We start from the raw sequence: 26,094 nt of genomic DNA, 5'->3' as shown, positions 1-26,094 counted from the left end.
CATGCCCTCGCTCCCCGCCCCCGACTACCCGGACGACGTCCGCACCCGGCTGGAGGCCGACGCCGCGGAGGTGATCGCCCGCTACCCCGGCTCCCGCTCCGCGCTGCTGCCGCTGCTCCACCTCGTCCAGGCCGAGGAGGGGCACGTCACCCGCACCGGCATCCGCTTCTGCGCCGACCGGCTCGGGCTGACCACCGCCGAGGTCACCGCCGTCGCCACCTTCTACTCCATGTACCGGCGCGCGGACGGCGGCGACTACCAGGTCGGCGTCTGCACCAACACGCTCTGCGCGGTGATGGGCGGCGACGCCATCTTCGAGCAGCTCCAGGAGCACCTCGGCATCGGCAACGGCGAGACCACCGGGGACGGCGCCGTCACCCTCGAACACATCGAGTGCAACGCCGCCTGCGACTACGCGCCCGTCGTGATGGTGAACTGGGAGTTCTTCGACAACCAGACCCCGCAGTCCGCCAAGCGCCTCGTCGACGACCTGCGCGCCGGACGCACCGTCGAACCCACCCGCGGCGCCCCGCTCTGCACCTTCAAGGAGACCTCCCGGATCCTCGCCGGTTTCCCCGACGCGCGCCCCGGCGCCGTCGAGGCCACCGGCGGCGCCGGACACGCCTCCCTCATCGGGCTCCGCCTCGCGAAGGGCGAGGCGGCACCGGGCCGCGGCGCCGACCACGTCATCGCGCCGCGCGGCACCGCCGACGGAGGCGACCACTCCGCCGAACACCCGCCGGGCGAACCGCCGTCGGGCGACCCGGGTGAGCAGGCGTCCCCGGCGCACCCCAGCTCCCACGACGCACCCCGGCCGACCTCGGCCTCCGACGAGGACCACCCGGCCGGGCCCGAAGCCGAGGAGGGGAAGTGATGACGGTGGCAGCCGAGGTCGACGAAACCAGCCCGCAGAAACTCCTCGCGCCGGTGCTCTCCGCCTTCTGGGACCAGCCCGGCTCCTGGACCCTGGACACCTACCGCCGCCACGACGGCTACGAAGGTCTCCGCAAGGCCCTCGCCATGGCCCCCGACGACGTCATCGCGTACGTCAAGGACGCCGGGCTGCGCGGACGCGGCGGTGCCGGTTTCCCCACCGGGATGAAATGGCAGTTCATCCCGCAGGGCGACGGCAAACCGCACTACCTCGTCGTCAACGCCGACGAATCCGAACCGGGCACCTGCAAGGACATCCCCCTCCTCTTCGCCAACCCGCACTCCCTCATCGAGGGCATCGTGATCGCCTGCCACGCGATCCGCTCGCACCACGCCTTCATCTATCTGCGCGGCGAGGTCGTCCCCGTCCTGCGCCGGCTGCACGAGGCGGTGCGCGAGGCGTACGCGGCGGGCTTCCTCGGCAAGAACATCCTCGGCTCCGGCCTCGACCTGGACGTCACCGTGCACGCCGGCGCCGGGGCGTACATCTGCGGTGAGGAGACCGCGCTGCTCGACTCGCTGGAGGGCCGTCGCGGACAGCCCCGGCTGCGTCCTCCCTTCCCCGCGGTGGAGGGCCTCTACGCCTGCCCCACCGTGGTGAACAACGTCGAGTCCATCGCGTCGGTTCCCGCCCTCATCCACCGCGGCAAGGACTGGTTCCGCTCGATGGGCAGCGAGAAGTCACCCGGCTTCACGCTCTACTCCCTCAGCGGCCATGTCGCGAGCCCCGGCCAGTACGAGGCGCCGCTCGGCATCACACTGCGCCAACTCCTCGACATGAGCGGCGGGATGCGCCCCGGCCACCGCCTGAAGTTCTGGACGCCGGGCGGCTCCTCCACCCCGCTGTTCACCGACGAACACCTCGACGTCCCCCTCGACTACGAGGGCGTCGGCGCCGCCGGATCGATGCTCGGCACCAAGGCCCTCCAGTGCTTCGACGAGACCACCTGCGTGGTCCGCGCGGTCACCCGCTGGACGGAGTTCTACGCCCACGAGTCCTGCGGCAAGTGCACCCCGTGCCGGGAGGGCACCTACTGGCTCGTCCAGCTGCTCCGCGACATCGAGGCGGGCAAGGGCAGGCCGAGCGACCTCGACAAGCTGAACGACATCGCCGACAACATCAACGGCAAGTCGTTCTGCGCCCTCGGCGACGGCGCCGCCTCGCCGATCTTCTCCTCCCTCAAGTACTTCCGCGAGGAGTACGAGCAGCACCTCAACGGCAGGGGCTGCCCCTTCGATCCCGCCAGGTCGACCGCCTGGGCCGACAACGACGCTCACCTGGGGGTGAACGCATGACCGTCACCACGAACGCCCCCCATGACGGGGGCGGCGAGGCGGCGAAACCGCCCGAGGACCTCGTCACGCTGACGATCGACGGCGTGCAGCTCTCCGTCCCCAAGGGGACCCTGGTCATCCGCGCCGCCGAACTCCTCGGCATCGAGATCCCGCGCTTCTGCGACCACCCGCTGCTCGACCCGGCGGGCGCCTGCCGCCAGTGCATCGTCGAGGTCGAGGGCCAGCGCAAGCCGATGGCCTCCTGCACCATCACCTGCACCGAGGGCATGGTCGTCAAGACGCAGCTGACCTCGCCGGTCGCCGAGAAGGCCCAGCGCGGTGTGATGGAGCTGCTGCTCATCAACCACCCGCTGGACTGCCCGGTCTGCGACAAGGGCGGCGAGTGCCCGCTGCAGAACCAGGCGATGCAGGTCGGCGACCCGGACAGCCGCTTCGAGGGCCGCAAGCGGACGTACGAGAAGCCGGTCGCCATCTCCACCCAGGTCCTGCTCGACCGGGAACGCTGTGTGCTCTGCGCCCGCTGCACCCGCTTCAGCAACCAGATCGCCGGCGACCCGATGATCGAGCTGCTCGAGCGCGGCGCCCTCCAGCAGGTCGGCACCGGTGACGGCGACCCGTTCGTCTCGTACTTCTCCGGCAACACCATCCAGATCTGCCCGGTCGGCGCCCTCACCTCCGCCGCCTACCGCTTCCGCTCCCGCCCCTTCGACCTGGTGTCGTCGCCGAGCATCTGCGAGCACTGCGCCGGGGGCTGCGCCACCCGCACCGACCACCGCCGCGGCAAGGTCATGCGCCGCCTCGCCGCCGACGACCCGGAGGTCAACGAGGAGTGGATCTGCGACAAGGGCCGCTTCGCCTTCCGGTACGCGCAGCAGCGCGACCGGCTGGAGAGCCCCTTCGTCCGCAACGCCGAAACGGGTGAACTGGAGCCGGCGAGCTGGCCCGAGGCGCTGGCCGCCGCCGCCCGCGGCCTGGCCGCCGCCCAGGGCCGTACCGGCGTGCTGACCGGCGGCCGCCTCACCGTCGAGGACGCCTACGCGTACGCCAAGTTCGCCCGTACCGTCCTCGGCACCCACGACATCGACTTCCGGGCCCGCCCGCACAGCGCCGAGGAGGCGGAGTTCCTCGCCTCGCGCGTCGCGGGGCGCGGGCTCGACCTCGATGGTGGGGGCGTCACGTACACCGCGCTGGAGCAGGCGCCCGCCGTCCTCCTCGCGGGGATCGAGGCGGAGGAGGAGGCGCCCGGCGTCTTCCTGCGGCTGCGCAAGGCGAACCGCAAGCGCGGCCAGCACACCTACGGGCTCGCCCCGTACGCCACCCGCGGTCTGCTCAAGACCGGCGGCACGCTGCTGCCCGCCGCCCCCGGCACCGAGACCGAATGGCTCGACGCGCTCGCCGGCGGCGTCGGCCTCGACGGCGACGGGCGCGAGGCCGCCGAGGCGCTGCGGGCCGAGGGCGCCGTCCTCGTCGTCGGCGAACGCCTCGCCACCGTGCCCGGCGCCCTGACCGCCGCGGTCCGCCTGGCCACCGCCACCGGCGCCCGCCTGGTGTGGATCCCGCGGCGCGCCGGGGAACGCGGCGCCGTCGAGGCGGGCGCCCTGCCCGGCCTGCTGCCCGGCGGCCGTCCCGCCACCGACCCGCGGGCCCGTGAGGAGACCGCCGCGATCTGGGGCGTGGCCGAGCTGCCGTCCGGTCACGGCCGCGCCACCGGCGAGATCGTCGAGGCCGCGGCCACCGGTGAGTTGGGCGCCCTGCTCGTCGGCGGCGTCGAGGTCGCCGACCTGCCGGACCCGGCCCGCGCCACCGCCGCCCTCGACGCCGTCGGCTTCCTGGTCAGCCTGGAGCTGCGGCCGTCCGCCGTCACCGACCGCGCCGACGTCGTCCTCCCCGTGGCCGCCGTCGTCGAGAAGTCCGGCACCTTCCTCAACTGGGAGGGCCGGGCCCGGATGTTCGAGGCCGCGCTCAAACCGGACCAGATGACCCGGCGCCACGTCCAGGCCGACGCCCGGGTCCTCCACATGCTGGCCGACGCGCTCGGTACGCCGCTGGGGCTGCCCGATGTGCACGCCGTCCGCCGGGAGCTGGACCGCTTCGGCGGGCGCCGCGGCCCGTACGCCGCCGACCCGCTGGCGAGCGGCCGCCCGGTGCCGCGCCCCGAGCCGGGCGAGGCGGTGCTCGCCGGGCACCGTCTTTTGCTCGACCAGGGCAGGCTCCAGGACGGCGACGAGGCGCTGGCCGGCACCCGCCATCCGGCCGCGGCGCGGCTCTCCGCCGCCACTGCGCGGGAGACCGGCGTCGCCGACGGCGAGCTGCTGGCCGTCACCGGCCCGGCGGGCACCGTCCACCTGCCGCTGCACATCACGCCGATGCCCGACCGGGTCGTCTGGTTGCCGCTGAACTCCACCGGCGGTGGCGTGGCGGCCGACACCGGCGCGCGCCCCGGCGAACTGGTCACGATCGCCGCCGTCACCGGTGCCCCGGCGACGGCCGAGGAGGTGGACGCATGATGCCGCAGCTCGCCCTCGGCACCACGGCGCTGGCCCAGGAAGACCTGTCGATGTTCGGCCGCGACCCGTGGTGGCTGATCCTCATCAAGGCGGTCTTCTGCTTCGCCTTCCTGATGCTGACCGTGCTGTTCTCCATCGTCTGGGAGCGCAAGGTCGTCGCCTGGATGCAGCTGCGCATCGGCCCCAACCGGCACGGCCCGTGGGGCATGCTCCAGTCCCTCGCCGACGGCATCAAGCTGATGCTCAAGGAGGACCTGGTCGTCAAGCGGGCCGACAAGGCGGTCTACATCCTCGCGCCCGTCGTCGCCGCGATCCCCGCCTTCATGGCCATCGCGGTGATCCCCTTCGGTCCCGCGGGCAACGAGATCTCCATCTTCGGCCACCGCACCCCGATGCAGCTGACCGATCTGCCGATCGGCGTCCTCTACATCCTCGCCACCGCCTCCGTCGGCATCTACGGCATCGTCCTGGCCGGCTGGTCGTCCGGCTCGACGTATCCGCTGCTCGGCGGGCTCCGCTCGTGCGCGCAGATGATCTCGTACGAGATCGCGATGGGCATGTCGTTCGCGGCGGTCTTCCTCTACTCCGGTTCGATGTCGACGTCGACGATCGTGGAGTCGCAGCAGAGCCGCTGGTACGTGCTGCTGCTGCCGGTGTCGTTCATCATCTACATCGTCGCGATGGTCGGTGAGACCAACCGTGCGCCGTTCGACATGCCGGAGTCCGAGGGTGACCTCGTCGGCGGTTTCAACACCGAGTACTCGTCCATCAAGTTCGCGATGTTCATGCTCGCCGAGTACATCAACATGGTCACCGTCTCGGCGGTCGCCATCACGCTCTTCCTCGGCGGCTGGCGCGCCCCGTGGCCGATCTCCACGTTCTGGGAGGGCGCCAACCACGGCTGGTGGCCGCTGCTGTGGTTCACGCTCAAGGTGCAGCTGCTGCTGTTCTTCTTCATCTGGCTGCGCGGCACGCTGCCCCGGGTCCGCTACGACCAGTTCATGAAGCTGGGCTGGAAGGTCCTCATCCCGGTCTCGCTGCTCTGGCTGATGCTCGTCGCCACCGTCCGCGTACTGAAGAACGAGGGCCACGACTTCCAGCAGATCGTCCTGTACGTCGCCGGAGCCGCCGTCGCCCTGCTGCTGATCTCCCTGGTCGCCGACTTCTTCCGGCGCGGCTCCGCACCGGACGGCAAGGAGCCGGACGGCGCGGAGGACGGCGCCTTCGACCCGATGGCGGGCGGATTCCCCGTCCCGCCGCTGCCCGGACAGGAGGTGCCGCCGGTGCCGCGCCGACGGCCGCGCCAGGAGCGCGAGTTGATTGTCAGTGGTCGGGTGGACACTGTCAGTGACGTTGAGGGAACGGACGGAAAGGGGGGCGACGGTGCCTGAGTTCCAGAACCCTGTGGCCGGCTTCGGCGTGACCTTCAAGGCCATGTTCAAGAAGCGGCTGACCGAGCAGTACCCGGAGGAGAAGAAGCCGACGGCGCCCCGCTTCCACGGCCGCCATCAGCTCAACCGCCACCCGGACGGCCTGGAGAAATGCATCGGCTGCGAGCTGTGCGCCTGGGCCTGCCCCGCCGACGCCATCTATGTCGAGGGCGCCGACAACACCGACGAGGAGCGCTACTCCCCGGGCGAGCGCTACGGCCGCGTCTACCAGATCAACTACCTGCGCTGCATCCTGTGCGGCCTGTGCGTGGAGGCGTGCCCGACCCGCGCGCTGACCATGACCAACGAGTACGAACTCGCCGACAGGTCCCGCGAATCGCTCATCTACACCAAGGAGGAGCTGCTCGCGGGCCTGGAGGACACCATGGTCGACACCCCGCACGCGATCTTCCCCGGGATGACGGAGAAGGACTACTACAGGGGCCTCGTCACCGAGGCCGCCCCCGGTACGGTCCGTCAGACCGCCCACAGCAAGGGCGAGATGCCGCAGGAAGCGGCCCACACCACCGGGGAGAACGAACCGGCATCCCCGGAGGTGATCGAACGATGAACTCCCTCGCCGCCGCGGCCTCCACCGGCGAGGCCGTGCAATTCTGGATCCTCGGCACCGTCGCCGTCGTCGGCGCGCTCTGCACGGTCCTGATGAAGCGCGCCGTCCACAGCGCCCTCTCGCTCGCCGGCACCATGATCGTCCTGGCGGTCTTCTACCTCGCCAACGGCGCCTACTTCCTCGGCGTCGTCCAGATCGTCGTCTACACCGGCGCGATCATGATGCTCTTCCTCTTCGTCGTGATGCTCGTCGGTGTCACCGCCGCCGACTCCCTCAAGGAGACGCTGAAGGGCCAGCGCTGGCTGGCCGCCGCGCTGGGGATCGGCTTCGGCATCCTCCTCATCGCCGGTATCGGCAACGCCTCGTTGAAGGAGTTCAACGGCCTGGGTGACGCCAACGCCGGGGGCAACGTCCAGGGGCTGGCCGCCCTGATCTTCACCAAGTACGTCTTCGCCTTCGAGGTCACCGGCGCCCTGCTGATCACCGCGGCCGTCGGCGCGATGGTCCTCACCCACCGCGAGCGCACCGAGCGCACCCCGTCCCAGCGGGAGCAGTCGCTCGCCCGCATCAAGGACGGCAAGCAGGTCACGCCCCTTCCCGCCCCGGGTGTCTACGCCCGCCACAACGCCGTCGACATCCCGGGCCTGCTGCCCGACGGCACCCCGTCCGAGCTGACCGTCAACCCGACGCTCCGCGGCCGCGGTCAGATCCGCGACGTCTCCCAGGAATCCCTCGCCGAGCTGAAGGCCCTGGAGCAGCGGTCGGAGGAGTGGCTCGGCCGCAGCGGATCCCGGTCCTCGACCGCCCCGACCACCACACCGGCGGCACCGAAGGAGGAAGCCGGAAAATGAACCCGGTCTACTACCTCTACCTCGCCGCCCTGCTGTTCACCATCGGCGCGGCCGGCGTGCTGATCAGGCGGAACGCCATCGTGGTGTTCATGTGCATCGAGCTGATGCTCAACGCCTGCAACCTCGCCTTCGTCACCTTCTCCCGTCTGCACGGCAATCTCGACGGCCAGATCATCGCCTTCTTCACGATGGTCGTCGCCGCAGCCGAGGTCGTCGTCGGGCTGGCGATCATCGTGACGATCTTCCGCACCCGTCATACGGCCTCGGTCGACGACGCCAGCCTGATGAAGCTGTAAGGGGTCGCACAAAGTGGAGAACTTGATCGCGCTGCTCATCGCGGCACCGCTGGTCGGTGCGGCCCTGCTGCTGTGCGGCGGGAAACGCCTCGACCGCACCGGCCACTGGATCGGCACGCTCCTCGCGGTCGCCTCCTTCGCCGTCGCCGCCGTCCTCTTCACCGACATGCTCGGCCGGGCCGCCGATGACCGCGCCCTGCACCAGCACCTGTTCACCTGGATCCCGGTCGGCGGCTTCCACGCCGACATCGCCTTCCAGCTCGACCAGTTGTCGATGACCTTCGTCCTGCTGATCACCGGGGTCGGTTCGCTGATTCACCTCTACTCGGTCGGCTACATGGCGCACGACGAACGGCGCCGCCGCTTCTTCGGCTATCTCAACCTCTTCCTCGCGGCGATGCTGCTGCTCGTCCTCGCCGACAACTACCTGCTGCTCTACGTCGGCTGGGAGGGCGTCGGCCTCGCCTCGTACCTCCTCATCGGCTTCTGGCAGCACAAGCCCAGCGCCGCCACCGCCGCGAAGAAGGCGTTCCTCGTCAACCGCGTCGGTGACATGGGCCTCTCCATCGCGATCATGCTGCTGTTCACCACCTTCGGCACCTTCGCGTTCGGCCCGGTCCTCGACGCCGCGGGCACGGCCACCTCCGCGGGTGAGGGCAAGATCACCGCCATCGCGCTGATGCTGCTGCTGGCCGCCTGCGGCAAGTCCGCCCAGGTGCCGCTGCAGTCCTGGCTCGGGGACGCGATGGAGGGCCCGACCCCGGTCTCCGCCCTCATCCACGCCGCCACCATGGTCACCGCGGGCGTCTACCTCATCACCCGCTCCGGGGCGCTCTTCGACGCCGCGCCCGCGGCCCAGACCGCCGTCGTCGCGGTCGGCGCCGTCACGCTCCTCTTCGGTGCGATCGTCGGTTGCGCCAAGGACGACATCAAGAAGGCCCTCGCCGGGTCCACGATGTCGCAGATCGGCTACATGATCATGGCCGCCGGGCTCGGCCCGATCGGATACGCCTTCGCGATCATGCACCTCGTCACCCACGGCTTCTTCAAGGCCGGGCTCTTCCTCGGCGCAGGTTCCGTGATGCACGGCATGAACGACGAGGTCGACATGCGGCGGTACGGCGGACTGCGCACGCACATGCCGGTCACCTTCGTCACCTTCGGCCTGGGCTATCTCGCGATCATCGGGTTCCCCGGCCTCTCCGGCTTCTTCTCCAAGGACAAGATCATCGAGGCGGCCTTCGCCAAGGGCGGCACCGAGGGCCTGATCCTCGGCGGCGCGGCCCTCCTCGGCGCCGCGATCACCGCGTTCTACATGACCCGCGTGATGGTGATGACCTTCTTCGGCGAGAAGCGCTGGGATCCGAACGAGGTCCATCCGCACGAATCCCCGAAGACGATGACCATCCCGATGATCGTCCTCGCCTTCGGATCGGTCTTCGCCGGTGGCCTGTTCAGCATCAACGAAGCCTTCGTGCACTGGCTGGAGCCCGTCACCTCCCTCGCCCACGGCCACCCGCCGTTCGGCGCGACGGTCACCACCACCGCCACCGTCGTCGTCCTTCTCCTCGGCGTCGCCGCCGCCTGGCTGATGTACGGCCGCAAGCCCGTACCGGCCACCGCGCCCCGCGGCTCGGTGCTCACCCGCGCCGCCCGCCGCGATCTCCTCCAGGACGACTTCAACCACGTCGTCCTGGTCCGCGGCGGCACCCATCTGACCGACACCCTCGTCCGCCTCGACCACACCCTCGTCGACGGCGCCGTCACCGGCACGGCCGTCACCATGGGCGGACTCTCCGGACTCCTGCGCCGGCTGCAGAACGGCTTCGTCCGTTCCTACGCCGCCCAAATGGTCGGCGGGGCCGCCGTCCTCGTCGCCGTGACCCTGCTGATGAGGGGTGTCTGACCCGTGGCAGATCTCTCGTTCCCCCTGCTGACCTGCGCCGCGGCGCTCCCGGCGGTCGGCGCCGTCGCCACCGCCGCGCTCCCCGCGGCCCGGCGCACCGCCGCCAAATGGGTCGCGCTGCTCTTCTCCGTCGCCACCTTCGCGCTGGCCCTGGTCATCGCGTTCCGCTTCGACCCCGGCGCCAAGGGACCGTTCCAACTCACCGAGTCCCACGCCTGGATCGCCGACTTCGGCGTCCGCTACGAACTCGGCGTGGACGGCATCGCCGTCGCCCTGATCGCCCTGACGGCGCTGCTCATCCCGTTCGTCATGCTCGCGGGCTGGCACGACGCGGACACCCTGGAGGAGGCCAGGCCCAACCGCCGCTGGCGTCCCACGCAGGGCTTCTTCGCGCTGATCCTCGCCGTCGAGGCGATGGTGATCCTCTCCTTCGAGGCCACCGACGTCTTCCTCTTCTACCTCTTCTTCGAAGCCATGCTCATCCCGATGTACTTCCTCATCGGCGGCTTCGGCGACGGCGCGAGCGGCGCCGGTGAGGGCGAGGCGGCGTCCCGGCGGGCGAGCGCCGCGGTGAAGTTCCTGCTCTACAACCTCGCCGGCGGACTCATCATGCTCGCCGCGGTCATCGGCCTCTACGCCGTCACCGCCGACCAACTCGGCACCGGTACCTTCTCGCTCCAGCAGATCGTCGAGGCGCGCGCCTCCGGCCATCTCACCCTCGGCACCGGCACCGAACGCCTGCTGTTCCTCGGCTTCTTCTTCGCCTTCGCGGTGAAGGCGCCGCTGTGGCCGCTGCACACCTGGCTGCCGGGCGCCATGGGCGAGTCGACGTCACCCGTCGCCGTGCTGATCACCGCGGTGGTCGACAAGGTCGGCACCTTCGCGATGCTCCGCTTCTGCCTCCAGCTCTTCCCCCAGGCCAGCAGCTGGGCCACCCCGGTCATCCTGATCCTGGCCCTGATCAGCATCCTCTACGGCGCGCTGCTCGCCGTCGCCCAGCGGGACATCAAGCGTCTGATCGCGTACGCCTCGATCTCCCACTTCGGCTTCATCATCCTGGGCATCTTCGCCATGACCTCCCAGGGCCAGGGCGGCGCCACCCTCTACATGGTCAACCACGGCATCTCCACCGCCGCGTTGATGCTGGTCGCCGGGTTCCTCATCAGCCGCCGCGGCTCCCGGCTCATCGCCGACTACGGCGGGGTGCAGAAGGTCGCGCCGCTGCTCGCCGGCACCTTCCTCGTCGGCGGTCTGGCCACCCTGTCGCTGCCGGGGCTCGCCCCGTTCGTCAGCGAATTCCTCGTCCTCGTCGGCACGTTCAGCCGCTATCCGGTCATCGGCATCATCGCCACCGTCGGCATCGTCCTCGCCGCGCTCTACGTCCTCGTCCTCTACCAACGGACGATGACGGGCCCGCCCAAGGACGACGAGATCCGCGCCCTCCCGGACCTGCGCGTCCGTGAGTTGGTCGTCGTCGGTCCGCTGATCGCCCTGCTGCTTTTCCTCGGCGTGTACCCCAAGCCGCTGACCGACCTCGTCAACCCCGCGGTCGACCACACCCTCTCCGTCGTGGACAAGCAGGACCCCAAGCCCGAGGTGCGGGTGGACGCGGTGCCCGGGCACCACCGGGCCGGTCACCCCGCGCACCACCACGATGCGGAGGCCGCGAAGTGAACCCCGTGACAGACATCCACACCCTGTGGACAACGGCGGCCGAGGCGCCCGGGCGGATCCCGGCCCCGCACATCGAGTACGCCCAGCTCTCCCCGACGCTGATCGTCTTCGGCGCCGCGATCATCGGCGTCCTCATCGAGGCGTTCCTGCCCCGCCGCCACCGCCACACCGCGCAGCTGCTGCTCTCCGTCCTGGCGCTGGCCGCCGGCTTCGCCGCGGTCATCGGCCTCGCCGCGGGCGGCTTCGCCACCACCAAGGCGCACCTCGCGGCGATGGGCGCGCTCGCCGTCGACGGCCCCGCGCTCTTCCTCCAGGGCACCATCCTGCTGGTCTCCCTGGTCGCGGTCTTCACCTTCGCCGAGCGCCGCCTCGACCCGGCGGCGCACGGCAAACGCGTCGACTCGTTCGCCGCGCAGGCGGCCGCCGTGCCCGGCGGCACGGCCGAGCAGGCGGCGGTCAAGGCGGGGTTCACCACCACCGAGGTCTTCCCGATCCTGCTGTTCGCCGTCGGCGGCATGCTGATCTTCCCCGCCGCCAACGACCTGCTGACCCTCTTCGTCGCGCTGGAGGTCTTCTCCCTCCCGCTCTACATCCTCTGCGCCCTCGCCCGCCGCCAGCGCCTGCTCTCCCAGGAAGCCGCCCTCAAGTACTTCCTGCTCGGCGCGTTCTCCTCGGCGTTCTTCCTCTTCGGCATCGCCCTGCTCTACGGCTACGCCGGCACCGTCACCTACGCGGGCATCGCCGAGGTCATCGCGGACGGCACCAAGCAGATCGACCCGGCCCTCGCGGGCACGATGGGCAATGACGCGCTGCTGCTCATCGGCGGTGCGCTCGTCCTGATGGGCCTGCTCTTCAAGGTCGGCGCCGTCCCCTTCCACATGTGGACGCCGGACGTCTACCAGGGCGCCCCGACCCCGGTCACCGGCTTCATGGCCGCCGCCACCAAGGTCGCCGCCTTCGGCGCGCTGCTGCGGCTGCTGTACGTGGTCCTGCCCGGGATGCGGTGGGACTGGCGGCCGGTGATGTGGGGCGTCGCGATCGTCACGATGCTGGGCGGCGCGATCGTCGCCATCACCCAGACCGACATCAAGCGGCTGCTGGCGTACTCCTCCATCGCCCACGCCGGGTTCATCCTGGCCGGTGTCCTCGCGACCACCCAGGACGGCATCTCGTCCGTCCTCTTCTACCTCGTCGCGTACTCCTTCGTGACGCTCGGCGCGTTCGCCGTCGTCACGCTGGTCCGCGACGCCGGGGGAGAGGCGACGCAGCTGTCCAAGTGGGCGGGGCTCGGCCGCCGTTCACCGCTGGTCGCCGCGGTCTTCGCGGTGTTCCTGCTGGCCTTCGCCGGGATTCCGCTGACCTCCGGCTTCGCCGGGAAGTTCGCCGTCTTCAAGGCGGCGGCGCAGAGCGGCGCCGGCTGGCTCGTCGTCATCGGTGTGCTGTCGTCGGCCATCGCGGCGTTCTTCTACATCCGCGTGATCGTGCTGATGTTCTTCAACGAGCCGAAGACGGACGGTCCGACGGTCGCGGTGCCCAGCCCGCTCACCACGACCGCCATCGCCCTCGGCGTGGTGGTCACGCTGGTGCTCGGTCTGGCGCCGCAGTACTTCCTCGATCTCGCGGGGCAGGCGGGCACCTTCGTCCGCTGACCCGCCGGCCGCGGCTCCCGCGCCGCGACCGGACCGCTCCCATACGGCCGCCGCCCGGCCCCTGCGGAAGGGGCCGGGCGGCGGCCGTGTGCGGATCGGGCTCAGCCGCCGTTCGGGGCGCCGCTGGGCAGCTCCGGCAGGTCGGGGATCTTCACCTTGCCGTCCGCGGAGCGCTGGTACTTGTCCGTCGGGCCGCCCTTCCAGGCGACGGTCAGGCTCTTGCCGTCCGTGCCGGGCTTGAGGGTGCCCATGGTGCGGCTGGTGTCGCCGTCGGTGCACTTCAGCGCCACCATCGACATGCCACCCATCTGCTGGACCTTGCCCAGGCACCCGGCCTTGTGGCCGCGGCTGAGGGCGGCGGTGCCGTTCTTGAACACCAGGATGAGCGGCTCGCCGCCCTCCTCGGTCTCCCAGGCGCCCTCCACCGCCGCGCCCTCGGCGGGCTTGCCGCCCGCGTCGGGTGCCGACGGCGCGGTCGTCTCCCCGGCCGGCTTGTCCTCGGAGCTGCCGCTGCTGCCGCAGCCGCTGAGCAGCATCGCGGCGAGGGCGGCCGCTCCGGCGATCTGCGCTGCCTTGCGCACCTACGTCTCCTCGTTCGGTGGTGAGTGGGGAGCCGAGAGGCTAGCAGGAGGGGTGTGGAGGCGGAGTGACGATCGTGCGCCCGCCGTCACCGCTCCCGCCTCCCTCTTCGCCCACGGGGACGGGGACTTGGGGTCAGGGCGTGGCCGGGGCGGGGAGGATGCGGCCGGTGACCTCGCCCAGGCCGATGCGGGCGCCGTCCGGGCCGGGGGCCCAGGCGGTCAGGGTGACCTCGTCGCCGTCCTGGAGGAACGGGCCCTTGCCCTCGGTGAGTTCGAGGAGGCAGCCGCGCTGGTCCGGCTCGGGGCCGGAGACCGTACCGGAGGCGTAGAGGTCGCCGGTGCGCAGCGAGGCGCCGTTGACGGTCATATGGGCCAGCTGCTGGGCGGCCGTCCAGTACATCGAGGCGAACGGGGGCCGGGAGACCGTCTCGCCGTTGATCCGCACCTCGATGCGCAGGTCGATGCCGCCGGGCTCGGCCGCCGCGTCGTCGAGGTAGGGCAGCAGCGGGAAGTCGCGGGCGGGCGGGGCGGTGCGGGCGTCGTCGAAGGCGTCGAGCGGGGTGATCCACGCGGAGACGGAGGTGGCGAAGGACTTGCCGAGGAACGGGCCGAGCGGGACGTACTCCCATGCCTGGATGTCGCGGGCGGACCAGTCGTTGACCAGGCAGACGCCGAAGACGTGGTCGCGGAAGGACTCCAGGGCGACCGGCTCGTGGAGCGTGGAGGGGGCGCCGACGACGAAGCCGACCTCGGCCTCTATGTCGAGCCGGCCGGAGGGGCCGAACGTCGGCGCCGCATCGGCGGGGGCCTTGCGCTGGCCGTGGGGGCGGACGACGGGGGTGCCCGAGACGACGACCGTGCCGGCCCGGCCGTGGTAGCCGATGGGCAGATGCTTCCAGTTCGGCGGGAGGGCGGCGTCGTCCGGGCGGAAGATCTTGCCGACGTTGGTGGCGTGGTGCTCGCTGGCGTAGAAGTCGACGTAGTCGGCGACGTCGAAGGGCAGGTGGAGGGTGACGCCGTCCAGGGGGTGCAGCAGCGGGGCGACGGCGGAGCGGTGCGCGGGGTCGGTCAGCGCGGCGCGGACGGCGGTCCGGACCTCCGTCCACACCGGCCGCCCGGCGGCCAGCAGGGGGTTGAGGGTCGGGGCGGCGAGCACCTCGGCACGGGCGGGGCACAGCGGCTCGGGCAGTGCGCTCAGATCGAGGACGTACCGGCCGAAGCGGACGCCGAGGCGGCGCACCGCGGGCTCCGCGGCGGTGCTGAACACGCCGTAGGGCAGGGTGTGCGGGCCGAAGGGATCGCCTTCGGGGAGGTCGAACGGGCTCTGCTCGGACATGACAGCTCCTCGCGTTCGTCGTCACCGGCGGGCGCGGCGTGGTGGCCCCGCCCGCCCGGCCGGTGGCCGTGGGGTCGATCAGCAGACTACGGCCCGTCCCGCGGTTGCCGTGGGCCCTGTGGACAACTCCCCGGGTGCCTGCTCAGGTGGGGGAGCGGGGGATCGGGCGCCGGACGGACGGGGGTTCGCACGCGCGCCGCCCGCGCGGAATCGGAACCGCCTCGGATTCCCGGGTCCGCGGATCCGCCCGGGCCCGTCCCGGTCGCCGTCAGACGCGGTCCCTACCCCCGCCTAATTCATTCCATACAGGGAGAAAGGGGACTCCGGAACATACCGGGCACAGGGCTGGTCGGCTGCCGATGGGGTTCGGGGGGCGGGCGCTCACGGTGATCGAACTGGGACCGGATACGCTGGCGGGCGGTGGAGACAGCGACAGATCGACATTCCGTTTGATCGTCAGCAGACAGGAGTACCCCTCGTGACCGTCGTCGGGCCCTTCGGGCTGAGCGTGCGGGACCAGGCTCTTGAGGCCGATGTCCAGGCCGGGTTGGCGGCTGTCGAGGAGGGCCTGCTGGAGGCCACCAAAAGCGACGTGCCGTTCATCACCGAGTCCGCACAGCATCTCGTCCGCGCGGGCGGCAAGCGGTTCCGGCCGCTGCTCGTCACGCTCGCCGCACAGTTCGGCGATCCGTACGCCCCCGGCGTCGTGCCTTCGGCCGTCGTCGTGGAGCTGACGCATCTGGCGACGCTGTACCACGACGACGTGATGGACGAGGCGGACGTGCGCCGCGGCGTGGCCAGCGCCAACGCCCGCTGGGGCAACTCCCTCGCCGTCCTGACCGGCGACTTCCTCTTCGCCCGGGCCTCGCACATCCTCGCCGACCTCGGGCCCGACGCGGTCCGTATCCAGGCCGAGGCGTTCGAGCGGCTGGTGACCGGCCAGATCCTGGAGACCGCGGGGCCGCGCGACGGGCGCGACCCGGTCGACCACTACCTCGACGTCCTGGCCGGGAAGACCGGTTCGCTGATCGCCGTGGCCTGCCGGTTCGGCGCGATGATGTCCGGCGCCGACGAGAGCGCCGTCGACATCCTCACCCAGTACGGCGAGCGGCTGGGCACCGCCTTCCAGCTCGCCGACGACGTGCTCGACATCGCCAGCGACTCCCACGAGTCCGGCAAGACGCCCGGCACCGACCTGCGGGAGGGCGTCGCCACCCTGCCGGTGCTGCACCTGCGGGCCCGCGCCGAGGGCCCGTCCGGCACCGCCGAGGACCGCGCCCTGTGCGAGCTGCTCGCCGGAGACCTCACCGACGACGCCCGGCACGCCGAGGCGCTCGCCGCGCTCCGCGCCCACCCGGCGCTGGAGCAGGCCCGCCGCGACACCGTCCGCCACGCCCAGGAGGCCCGCGCCGTGCTGGCGCCGCTGCGGGAGTGCACGGCGAAGACGGCGCTGGAGAGCCTCTGCGACGCCGTGGTGCACCGGGCCGGCTGACCGGAGCGGACGGCGACGGCACGGCACGTCCGGTCCTTGGGAGCGGACGGTCCCTCTCCCGTTGCCCCGGTCTCAGGGGTCGTGTCACCCTCCCGGTGTAGGTGTGCCGCCGTGTGCTGACCGGATGTCATACCCCAGCAGGAGGACGGGTTGGCTCCGTGGGTTGACGCGGTGTTCCGGTCGTTTTGGTGGGATGAGGTCACCACAACGCGGCGGTACGGCCACGAAGAGGGCCGGGGGGACCGGTGCGCAGCGCGGGCCCGCCGCTCATGACCGGAGGTAGGCACATGCCACGGAACGAACCGACAGACGCCACCGCGGGCCGCCCGGCCCCGGAGGGGGACGCGCCGGTGAAGCGCCGCAAGGCCGTCCGGTACGGGGTCCCCGTCGCGGTGGCGGGAGTGGTCGCGGCGACGGTCGGGCTGGTCCCGGCGTTCGCCGGATCCGGCTCCCCGGACCTGCCGAAGATCACGGCGCAGCAGCTCCTCGCCAAGATGGCAGGGTCCGACACCCAGCAGCTGTCCGGCACCGTCCGCGTCACCACGGACCTGGGCCTGCCGTCGCTGCCGGGCGCGGGCGGTGCGCTGCCGGGCCTCGGCGGCGAGGGCGGCTCCGGCGAGGGCGGCGGCGCCCCGCAGTCGCCGCGGAACAAGCTGCTGGAGCTGGCGTCCGGCTCCCACACCCTGCGCGTCGCGGCCGACGGCCCCGACCGGCAGCGCGTCACCTTCGTCGACGGCCGCGCCGAGTACAGCCTGATCCACGACGGCGACCGCAGCTGGGCTTACGACGGCGGCAGCAACACCGCCGTCCGCTCCGAGCGGCCCAAGGGCGCGGCGCACGCTCCGCGGCCCGGTGCGGGGCTGCCGCGGGATCTGGCCGGCGCCACCCCGCAGGAGCTGGCCCGGCAGGCGCTGAAGGCCGCGGGGGACACCACCTCCGTCACCGTCGGCGGTACCGCGAAGGTCGCCGGGCGGGACGCGTACCAGCTGGTGCTGACGCCCAAGCAGGCCGGATCGACCGTCGGATCGGTCCGGATCGCGGTGGACGCCGCCAACGGCGTGCCGTTGAAGTTCTCGCTGCTGCCCCGGAGCGGCGGCGCCGCGGTCGTCGACGCGGGCTTCACCACCGTCGACTTCGCCCGCCCGGCCGCCTCGTCGTTCGCCCCGCCCCGCGGCGCGAAGATCGTCGACGGTGCGCAGCTGCAGCCGGGCAAGGACCACGGCCTCCAGGGGCCGCACGGCTCCAAGGGCTTCGAGGGCTTCAAGGAGTTCCGCGGCGAGAAGGGCCCGCGGAACGCCACCGGTCCGCACGGCGTCACGGTCCTGGGCAAGGGCTGGACGGGCGTCGCCGTGCTCAAGGGCGGCGGCTCGCTGCCGACCGGCAAGGGCGGTGCGGCCGCCTTCCTCGACAGCCTCGGCGAGAAGGTCCACGGCGACTTCGGCTCCGGCCATGTCTTCAGCACCCGCCTGGTCAACGCCCTGATGACCGACGACGGCACGGTCTACGCCGGCGCCGTCGACCGGCAGACCCTCGTGAAGGCGGCGAACACGGCCCACATAGCCAGCGCCGCCGAGTAGGCCCTCGGCCCCGGGGCGCGCTGCGGAACGGCGCGCCTCCGGGGCGGTACGGGGCTCAGGCCGAAGGCTCGTCCGCAGCCGCCGGCAGCGGGGCCCCGGCCGCCTCGCCGGGGCCGTCCGCGGCCACCGTGGCTGCGCCCGCCGCGCCCGCCGCGACCGCGGCTCCGGCGCGGCGTCCGGCGGCCGCCACCGCCGCCCGTGCGGTGCGGGCGGTCCGCAGCGCGTCCCAGGTCAGCAGGGCCAGCGCCAGCCACACCAGTGCGAAACCGGCCCACCGTTCCGGCGGCATCGACTCGTGGAAGACCAGCAGGCCCAGCGCGAACTGGAACGTCGGCGCCAGATACTGCAGCATCCCGATCACCGTCAGGGGCAGCCGGACCGCCGCGGCGCCGAAGCAGATCAGCGGCAGCGCCGTCGCCACCCCGCACCCCGCGAGCAGCAGCGCCGTCCCGATGCCGCCGCTCACGAACACCGAGTCGCCGCGTACGCCGAGGAAGATCAGGAAGCCCACCGCCGGTAGGAACTGCATCGCCGTCTCGGCCGCGAACCCGTCCACGCCGTCGAGCTTGATGCCCTTCTTCAGCAGTCCGTACGTCGCGAACGACAAGGCCAGCACCAGCGAGATCCACGGCACCCGGCCGTAGGCGACGGCCATCACCAGCACCGCGAGGGTGCCCACGCCCACCGCCGTCCACTGCAACGGCCGCAGCCGCTCCCGCAGCACCAGCACTCCGAAGGCGATGCTGACCAGCGGATTGATGAAGTATCCGAGCGACGCCTCCAGGACGTGCCCGGCGTTCACCGCCCAGATGTAGACGAACCAGTTCACGGAGATGACCGCCGCGCACACCGCGACCAGCGCCATCCGGCGCGGTTGCCGCAGCAGCGGGCGCACCCACGACCAGCGGCGCAGCACCCCCAGGATGAGCGCTGCGACCGGCAGCGACCACGCCATGCGGTGCGCCAGGATCTCGGCGGACGAGGCGGTGTCCAGCAGATGCCAGTAGAGCGGCAGCAGCCCCCACATGCCGTAGGCGGCGAGACCGTACGCGAGCCCTGTGCGCTGCGTGTTCCCTGACTCCAAAGGACCCTCCCGAGGCTGCTCGGCCGCCCCGGACGTGCGGCGCCGTCCTGCGACGGTAGCGCCGCACCGGTCCGCCTGTCATGTGTGTACCGGCATACGGTCATGACCACCGACCGGCGCGGCGGTGCCCCCGAGCCACCGCCGAAGGCCCTGGTCACGGGCCCGAACGCACCGGTGCCCCCACCGGACGAGCCGGATGGGGGCACCGTGCGGACGCGCGGGCGCGGACCGTCAGCCGACGACCGTCCAGGTGTCGTTGCCGGCCAGCAGGGCGCCGAGGTCGCCCTTGCCCTGCTGTTCGACGGCGGCGTCGAGCTGGTCGGCCATCAGAGTGTCGTAGACCGGGCGCTCGACGTCGCGCAGCACACCGATGGGGGTGTGGTGCAGGGTGTCCGGGTCGGCGAGGCGGGAGAGGGCGAACGCCGTGGTGGGCGACGGGCTGTGCGCGTCGTGCACCAGGATCGTGTCGGTGCCCACCTCCGCCACGTCCACGACCTTCAGATCGCCGGTGGCCACCTCGCGGACGACGCCCTGGGAGCCGAGGCCGTCCTCGCCGGGCACGCCGAAGCGGATCGGCTGCCCGTGCTCCAGCCGGATCACCGCTTCCTGGGCCTTGTCCTTGTCCTTGAGGGCCTCGAAGGCGCCGTCGTTGAAGATGTTGCAGTTCTGGTAGATCTCCACCAGCGCGGTGCCCGGGTGGTCGGCGGCGGCGCGCAGCACGGAGGTGAGGTGCTTGCGGTCGGAGTCGACGGTGCGGGCGACGAACGACGCCTCCGCGCCGAGCGCCAGCGACACCGGGTTGAACGGCGCGTCCAGCGACCCCATCGGCGTCGACTTGGTGATCTTGCCGACCTCGGAGGTGGGGGAGTACTGGCCCTTCGTCAGCCCGTAGATCCGGTTGTTGAACAGCAGGATCTTGAGGTTGACGTTGCGGCGCAGCGCGTGGATGAGGTGGTTGCCGCCGATGGACAGCGCGTCGCCGTCACCGGTGACGACCCATACGCTCAGGTCGCGGCGGGAGGAGGCCAGGCCGGTGGCGATCGACGGGGCGCGGCCGTGGATCGAGTGCATCCCGTAGGTGTTCATGTAGTACGGGAAGCGGGAGGAGCAGCCGATGCCGGAGACGAAGACGATGTTCTCCTTCGCCAGCCCCAGGTCGGGCATGAAGCCCTGGACGGCGGCGAGGACGGCGTAGTCACCGCAGCCGGGGCACCAGCGGACCTCCTGGTCCGACTTGAAGTCCTTCATGGACTGCTTGGCCTCGGCCTTGGGCACCAGCGCCAGCGCCTGCGGTCCGGCCGCCGGCCCCGCGATCGTCTCAGTCATTGATGGCCTCCTTGAAGACCTCGGCGAGCTGCTCGGCCTTGAACGGCATTCCGCTGACCTGGTTGTACGAGCGCGCGTCCACCAGGAACTCGGCGCGCAGCAAGGTGGCGAGCTGGCCGAGGTTCATCTCCGGCACGATCACCTTGTCGTAGCGCCCCAGGACCTCGCCCAGGTTCTTCGGGAAGGGGTTGAGGTGGCGCAGATGGGCCTGGGCGATGCGCTGCCCGGCCCCGCGTACGCGCCGCACCGCGGCGGTGATCGGGCCGTACGTCGAGCCCCAGCCCAGGACCAGGGTGTCCGCGCCGGCCGGGTCGTCGACCTCCAGGTCCGGGACCTCGATACCGGCCACCTTGGCCTGGCGGGTGCGGACCATGAAGTCGTGGTTGGCCGGGTCGTAGGAGATGTTGCCCGTGCCGTCCTGCTTCTCGATACCGCCGATCCGGTGCTCGAGCCCCGGCGTGCCCGGCACCGCCCACGGGCGGGCGAGGGTCTGCTCGTCGCGCTTGTAGGGCCAGAACACCTCGGTGCCGTCGGCCAGGGTGTGGTTGGGGCCGGTGGCGAACTGCACGCGCAGGTCGGGCAGTTCCTCGACCTCGGGGATGCGCCAGGGCTCGGAGCCGTTGGCGAGGTAGCCGTCGGAGAGCAGGAACACCGGCGTGCGGTAGGTCAGCGCGATCCGGGCGGCGTCCAGGGCCGCGTCGAAGCAGTCCGCGGGCGTCTTCGGCGCCACGATCGGCACCGGCGCCTCACCGTTGCGGCCGTACATCGCCTGGAGCAGATCGGCCTGCTCGGTCTTGGTCGGCAGACCGGTGGAGGGGCCGCCGCGCTGGATGTCGACGACCAGCAGCGGGAGTTCGAGGCTGACGGCCAGACCGATGGTCTCGGACTTCAGCGCCACACCCGGGCCGGAGGTCGTCGTCACCGCGAGCGAACCGCCGAAGGCGGCGCCGAGTGCGGCACCGATACCGGCGATCTCGTCCTCCGCCTGGAACGTCCGCACCCCGAAATTCTTGTGCTTCGACAATTCATGAAGGATGTCGGAGGCCGGGGTGATCGGGTATGAACCGAGGTAGACCGGCAGATCCGCCTGGCGGCCCGCGGCGACCAGCCCGTAGGACAGTGCAAGATTTCCGGAGATATTGCGGTAGGTACCCGTCGGGAAAGCCGTCGTCGCGGGGGCGACCTCGTACGAGACGGCGAAATCCTCCGTCGTCTCACCGAAATTCCAGCCCGCCCGGAATGCCGCGACATTCGCCTTCGCGATATCCGGCTTCTTGGCGAACTTCGCCGCGAGGAACTTCTCCGTACCCTCCGTCGGCCGGTGGTACATCCACGACAGCAGGCCCAGCGCGAACATGTTCTTGCTGCGCTCGGCCTCCTTGCGGGAGAGCCCGAAGTCCTTCAGCGCCTCGATCGTCAACGTCGTCAGCGGCACCGGATGGACGCGGTACGCCTCCAGCGAGCCGTCCTCCAGCGGGCTGGTGGCATAGCCGACCTTCGCCATCGGACGCTTGGTGAATTCATCGGTGTTGACGATGATCTCCGCGCCGTGCGGAACATCCGCCAGATTCGCTTTGAGGGCCGCCGGATTCATCGCCACCAGAACGTCGGGGGCGTCCCCGGGGGTGAGGATGTCGTGATCGGCGAAATGCAGCTGGAAACTGGAGACACCGGGCAGGGTGCCGGCGGGGGCGCGGATCTCGGCGGGGAAATTCGGCAGCGTCGACAGATCATTACCGAAGGACGCGGTCTCCGAGGTGAACCGGTCACCCGTGAGCTGCATGCCGTCACCGGAGTCACCCGCGAACCGGATGATCACCCGGTCCAGACGCCGGATCTCCTTGTCTGTGCCCCCGTCACCGAGGGAGCGCTGCTCCCCGACGTGCGCTCCGTCGGCCTGTTCGGCGGTGCTGCTGACCTGGCTGGTCACTGCTTCGGACCTCCCTAGAGGGGTACGGCTCCCCGCCGGAGGGCGGGTTCGGGACGTGTCGTGCCGACCGGACGGTCCCCTCACCATCGTACGGGGGTAAGGGTCGCCTTCCCTGGGTCGATCACATGATGGACGGGGGTATGAGATGGCGGCTGCTCATGAATCGTCATGAAAACACTGGATCCGTCCCCTTCTTTGAGGCCGCTCCGCATGGCGGTGACGCTCCGACAATGGTGGTAGGACCACGGACCTACGGCCCCGGTGGCGCGCGGTGCGTGCCTGGTCCGGGGCGGGGCGGCGGGGGCGTCACGGGCGGAGATAGGTCAGGACGGCGAGCACCCGGCGGTGATCCCCGTCACTCGGCGCCAGGCCCAGCTTCAGGAAGATGTTGCCGATGTGCTTCTCCACCGCGCCGTGGCTGATCACCAGCTCCCGGGCGACGGCCGCATTGGTCCGGCCCTCCGCCATCAGGGCCAGCACCTCCCGCTCCCGCGGGGTCAGCCGGTCCAGCGCCTCCTGCCGGCGGCTGCGGCCCAGCAGCTGGGCCACCACCTCGGGGTCGAGCGCGGTGCCGCCGCCCGCGACCCGCTCCACCGCGTCGACGAACTCCCGCACCTCGGCGACGCGGTCCTTGAGCAGATAGCCGATACCACGGGTCGACCCGGCCAGCAGCTCGGTCGCGTACTGCTCCTCGACGTACTGCGACAGCACCAGCACCCCGACCTCCGGGTGCGCCCGCCGCAGGGTGAGGGCGGCCCGGACCCCCTCGTCGGTGTGGGTCGGCGGCATCCGGACGTCGGCCACCACGACATCGGGCGGGGTACCGGCTGCGGCCAGCTCGCCGACCGCCGCGACCAGCGCGTCGCCGTCGCCGACACCGGCCACCACCTCGTGCCCGCGGTCGGTCAGCAGCCGCGTCAGCCCCTCCCGCAGCAGCACCGAATCCTCGGCGATGACCACCCGCACCCTGTCCTCCACGTCGCCCGTCTCTCCCGAACCGTCCACACGCCGCCGCCCCGCTCACTCCCGGGACGGCACCTCAGCATCCCAGCATCCGGACGCGTCGGGGCAGAAACGGGTGAGCGGGGCGAGGAGCGTGAGGTTCCCGGGGCGGTCAGCGCTCCTGGTGCGCCGGGCCGTCCCCGGGCGCCGCGCTCCGTACGGTCTCCGGGACGCCGCCGTACGGGGCGGTCACCGCGGGCCCGGCGCCCGTCCCGGACTCCGGCGCGGTCACCGGCCAGGGGCCGAGCAGCACCCGGATCAGGCCCCGGTCCGGGGCGGTCAGCGCGTGCGTCACCGGGGGCAGGGCGAGGACGAGCAGCAGGCCCACCACGGCGGTGACCGCGATCTCGGCGGGGGTGTCGAGGTACCCGGAGGCATCGCCCGGGACGGCGCCCGGCCCCCACAGCTGGATGCCCGGTTGGCCCAGGTAGCGCGGGAACGTCCACTGCCACAGCGGATACGTCAGCAGCGACCAGGCCAGCACCCAGTACGTGACCGCGATCGAGAAGGCGGCCACCGCCCAGGGGAAGCGCAGGAGGCAGAAGAGCAGCTGGCGCCAGGCAGCACCGTTGCGCAGCAGCGCGCCGGTCCACCGCACCACGCCCTCGCCGGCCGGCCGCACCGGTGGCGGCGACGCCACCGTCGTCCCCAGGAGCGCCCGGGCCCGCGCCCGCTCCATGGCGCCCAGCCCCCGCGCCCCCGCCAGCGTCGCCGCGAACACCGGGATGCCCGCGACCGTGACCAGCAATCCCGCGCTCAGGGAGACCATCGTCGTCGCGTACGCGAAGAGCGCGACGGCCACCGGGAGACTGCTGAGGAGGTAGAGGAACGCGCGCCAGGTACGCCCCGAGAAGGGGGCGCGCAGCGCCAGAAGTACGCGGGGGGCGCCCGCCCGCCGCTCAAAAGCCGTGGCCATCGTCATGCCGTCCGTCCTGTCGGTGGGGCTGAAGTCGTCGTGCCGGAAGGGGTGGTGCCTGTTTTCGGGATGCCTGATCCGCCGGACGCGCCCGAGGGCGGTCCGGGTGTCGGAATGGGGCGGGGCGGCGGGTCAGGTGGTGGTGCGGCCGCGCCAGGGGAGGGCGGCGGTGATCCGGGTGGGGCCGCCCGACGGCGAGTCCAGGGTGAAGGCGCCGTCCACCGACGCCAGCCGGTCGGCGAGCCCCGCCATACCGCCGCCCGGCACCTTCCGGGCGCCGCCGTGGCCGTCGTCGGTGACCGTCACCAGCAGCCGCCCGCCGGATCGCCGCACCTCGACGGCGGCGGACCGCGCCCCGGCGTGCTTGGAGACGTTCTGCAGCAGCTCGGAGACGGTGAAGTACACGATGCCCTCGATCGCCGGCACCGGGCGCTCCGGCAGCTCCACGGAGACCTCCACCGGGGCCGTGCAGCGCCCCGCCAGCGACGTCAGGGCCGGGCCGAGACCGCGGTCGGTGAGGATCGCCGGATGGATGCCCCGGGCCAGGTCCCGCAGCTCCTGGAGGGCCAGCTTCACCTCGCCGTGCGCCTCGTCCACCATCACGGCGGCCGCCTGCGGATCCTCCGTCAGCTTCTCCTTCGCCAGCCCGAGCCCCATCGCGAGCGCCACCAGCCGGGCCTGCGCGCCGTCGTGCAGATCCCGCTCGATGCGGCGCAGATCCGCCGCGGCGGTGTCGGTCACCTTCTCGCGGTCCGCCTCCAGCTCGGCGATCCGCCGCTCCAGCGCGTCCGACGGCGACAGCAGCCCGCGCACCATGGCCCGGTCGACATCGGTCAGCAGCCGTGCCGCCCAGGGCAGCAACGGCCACCCCGCGACGAGCAGGACGAGGGTGAGCCCGAACGTCACCACCACCCACGGCAGCCGGACGAGCGCGAACAGCGCGTGCCGCCACCCCACCGGGTCCGTCAGCCGCGCCCACAGCCGGGGGAAGAGCCCCGGCTCACGGGTGCGCAGCGGGGACGGCTCCGGCACCCGCAGGCCCAGCAGCGCCCGGGCCCGCGCCCGCTCCAGCCGCCCGTACCACCGGCACGCCGTCAGCCCCAGGGCCAGCAGCGGCAGCCCGATCACCGTGATCGACAGCCCCAGCCCCGTCGCCAGCCACAGCAGCGCCACGTCGAAGGCGAGCACGCCCAGCGGCAGATTGGCCAGCAGGTACCCGATCTCCCGCCAGGTCTCCGGGGAAAGGGCGGCGCGCGGACGGGGCAGGGGCGCCCCCTCGTCCTCGCGTGCGCCGGCCGGGGTCACTGTCTGTGTCATACCGGCAAGCCTGCCCGGACGCCGCGCCATCTGCCATGGGGTGCACGGGCCGGGTGGGGGTGGGGTTCTCCCCACCCCCACCGACCACCGGGCCGCCCCGGGTGGGACCGTCCCCCTGCCTCCCCCGGGGGAAGCCCTTCGCACACCCCTCGGGCCGACTTGCCCCTGTGCGGGGGTGCTCGCCCCGGTACCTGCTCTGACCTGCCCTTTTGTCGATTCCCTCGCCGCTTCCGATGGGCCGGGGAGACGGAAATCGCCGTAGGGTGTCGCCGTGCGTACAGGGGAGGGGCGAGGGGCGATGGCGCAGAACGACGGCGGCCGGCCGCCGGGGGCGGACACCATGCGGCGGCGACAAACCCGGCACACCTCTCCGTACGGGGCCGAAATCCCGGCGGGCGGCGGCCGTGGGGCAGGGAACCA

20 protein-coding genes are annotated in these 26,094 nt (G+C 71.9%); 12 read left to right on the top strand and 8 right to left on the bottom strand.

Going from position 1 to position 26,094, the window contains the following annotated elements; genetic code table 11:
- The first annotated feature begins 1 nt into the window (after position 1).
- From nuoE to nuoN, 10 genes are read left to right on the top strand one after another with little or no spacing between them, the layout of a single operon-like run.
- Positions 2-874: an NADH-quinone oxidoreductase subunit NuoE gene (gene nuoE, locus ACZ4U4_RS11735; protein ID WP_467872123.1), complete on the top strand. Its 873-nt coding sequence runs from the start codon at positions 2-4 to the stop codon at positions 872-874.
- Positions 874-2,229 (top strand): NADH-quinone oxidoreductase subunit NuoF, encoded by a 1,356-nt coding sequence (gene nuoF / locus ACZ4U4_RS11730; protein WP_467871865.1) that lies wholly within the window; start codon positions 874-876, stop codon positions 2,227-2,229. The genes nuoE and nuoF overlap by 1 nt, the downstream gene beginning before the upstream one ends.
- Positions 2,226-4,736, top strand: a complete 2,511-nt coding sequence (locus tag ACZ4U4_RS11725; RefSeq protein WP_467871862.1) for an NADH-quinone oxidoreductase subunit G — start codon at positions 2,226-2,228, stop codon at positions 4,734-4,736. Before nuoF ends, ACZ4U4_RS11725 begins: the two co-directional genes overlap by 4 nt.
- On the top strand, positions 4,733-6,127 hold the full coding sequence (nuoH, locus tag ACZ4U4_RS11720) for an NADH-quinone oxidoreductase subunit NuoH (protein WP_467871859.1): 1,395 nt from the start codon (positions 4,733-4,735) through the stop codon (positions 6,125-6,127). The genes ACZ4U4_RS11725 and nuoH overlap by 4 nt, the downstream gene beginning before the upstream one ends.
- Positions 6,120-6,737 carry an NADH-quinone oxidoreductase subunit NuoI gene (gene nuoI, locus ACZ4U4_RS11715; protein WP_467871857.1) on the top strand — a complete coding sequence of 206 codons (618 nt, stop codon included), beginning with the start codon at positions 6,120-6,122 and terminating at the stop codon, positions 6,735-6,737. The genes nuoH and nuoI overlap by 8 nt, the downstream gene beginning before the upstream one ends.
- Complete coding sequence (locus tag ACZ4U4_RS11710) at positions 6,734-7,588, top strand: NADH-quinone oxidoreductase subunit J (protein WP_467871854.1); 855 nt, start codon at positions 6,734-6,736, stop codon at positions 7,586-7,588. Before nuoI ends, ACZ4U4_RS11710 begins: the two co-directional genes overlap by 4 nt.
- Positions 7,585-7,884: an NADH-quinone oxidoreductase subunit NuoK gene (nuoK, locus tag ACZ4U4_RS11705; RefSeq protein WP_030283548.1), complete on the top strand. Its 300-nt coding sequence runs from the start codon at positions 7,585-7,587 to the stop codon at positions 7,882-7,884. The genes ACZ4U4_RS11710 and nuoK overlap by 4 nt, the downstream gene beginning before the upstream one ends.
- Before the next feature lie 13 nt (positions 7,885-7,897).
- Complete coding sequence (gene nuoL, locus ACZ4U4_RS11700; protein ID WP_467871851.1) at positions 7,898-9,790, top strand: NADH-quinone oxidoreductase subunit L; 1,893 nt, start codon at positions 7,898-7,900, stop codon at positions 9,788-9,790.
- A gap of 3 nt (positions 9,791-9,793) precedes the next feature.
- Positions 9,794-11,464 (top strand): NADH-quinone oxidoreductase subunit M, encoded by a 1,671-nt coding sequence (locus ACZ4U4_RS11695; RefSeq protein ID WP_467871848.1) that lies wholly within the window; start codon positions 9,794-9,796, stop codon positions 11,462-11,464.
- Positions 11,461-13,113, top strand: coding sequence for an NADH-quinone oxidoreductase subunit NuoN (nuoN, locus tag ACZ4U4_RS11690; RefSeq protein WP_467871845.1), 1,653 nt, complete (start codon positions 11,461-11,463; stop codon positions 13,111-13,113). The genes ACZ4U4_RS11695 and nuoN overlap by 4 nt, the downstream gene beginning before the upstream one ends.
- A 101-nt stretch (positions 13,114-13,214) precedes the next feature.
- Here the strand turns inward: nuoN and ACZ4U4_RS11685 are convergent, their stop codons facing one another.
- A complete protein-coding gene (locus ACZ4U4_RS11685) occupies positions 13,215-13,694 on the bottom strand; it encodes a hypothetical protein (protein ID WP_467871843.1) in 480 nt (159 codons plus the stop codon).
- 133 nt (positions 13,695-13,827) lie between these two features.
- Positions 13,828-15,030, bottom strand: a complete 1,203-nt coding sequence (gene fahA / locus ACZ4U4_RS11680) for a fumarylacetoacetase (RefSeq protein ID WP_467871840.1) — start codon at positions 15,028-15,030, stop codon at positions 13,828-13,830.
- Positions 15,031-15,508: 478 nt separating this feature from the next.
- Between fahA and ACZ4U4_RS11675 the strand changes: the two genes are divergently transcribed.
- Both ACZ4U4_RS11675 and ACZ4U4_RS11670 read left to right on the top strand, forming a co-directional pair.
- Complete coding sequence (locus ACZ4U4_RS11675; protein WP_467871837.1) at positions 15,509-16,522, top strand: polyprenyl synthetase family protein; 1,014 nt, start codon at positions 15,509-15,511, stop codon at positions 16,520-16,522.
- 287 nt (positions 16,523-16,809) lie between these two features.
- Positions 16,810-18,099 (top strand): LolA family protein, encoded by a 1,290-nt coding sequence (locus ACZ4U4_RS11670; protein WP_467871835.1) that lies wholly within the window; start codon positions 16,810-16,812, stop codon positions 18,097-18,099.
- Between the two features lie 55 nt (positions 18,100-18,154).
- Here the strand turns inward: ACZ4U4_RS11670 and rarD are convergent, their stop codons facing one another.
- From rarD to ACZ4U4_RS11640, 6 genes are all read right to left on the bottom strand, one after another.
- A complete protein-coding gene (rarD, locus tag ACZ4U4_RS11665) occupies positions 18,155-19,126 on the bottom strand; it encodes an EamA family transporter RarD (protein ID WP_467872121.1) in 972 nt (323 codons plus the stop codon).
- 288 nt (positions 19,127-19,414) lie between these two features.
- The gene (locus tag ACZ4U4_RS11660; protein WP_467871832.1) at positions 19,415-20,509 is read right to left on the bottom strand and encodes a 2-oxoacid:ferredoxin oxidoreductase subunit beta; all 1,095 of its coding nucleotides are present in this window, start codon (positions 20,507-20,509) and stop codon (positions 19,415-19,417) included.
- Complete coding sequence (locus ACZ4U4_RS11655; protein ID WP_467871830.1) at positions 20,502-22,439, bottom strand: 2-oxoacid:acceptor oxidoreductase subunit alpha; 1,938 nt, start codon at positions 22,437-22,439, stop codon at positions 20,502-20,504. Before ACZ4U4_RS11655 ends, ACZ4U4_RS11660 begins: the two co-directional genes overlap by 8 nt.
- Positions 22,440-22,745: 306 nt before the next feature.
- Complete coding sequence (locus ACZ4U4_RS11650; RefSeq protein WP_467872118.1) at positions 22,746-23,405, bottom strand: response regulator transcription factor; 660 nt, start codon at positions 23,403-23,405, stop codon at positions 22,746-22,748.
- A gap of 148 nt (positions 23,406-23,553) precedes the next feature.
- Positions 23,554-24,363, bottom strand: coding sequence for a sensor domain-containing protein (locus ACZ4U4_RS11645; protein WP_467871828.1), 810 nt, complete (start codon positions 24,361-24,363; stop codon positions 23,554-23,556).
- Between the two features lie 126 nt (positions 24,364-24,489).
- Positions 24,490-25,674, bottom strand: a complete 1,185-nt coding sequence (locus ACZ4U4_RS11640; protein ID WP_467871826.1) for a sensor histidine kinase — start codon at positions 25,672-25,674, stop codon at positions 24,490-24,492.
- Between the last annotated feature and the right edge of the window lie 420 nt (positions 25,675-26,094).

Source organism: Streptomyces sp. NPDC029159 (assembly GCF_055564055.1).
The sequence above is the reverse complement of the archived record's forward strand: the minus strand, read 5'-3'. Positions and strand labels throughout refer to the sequence as shown.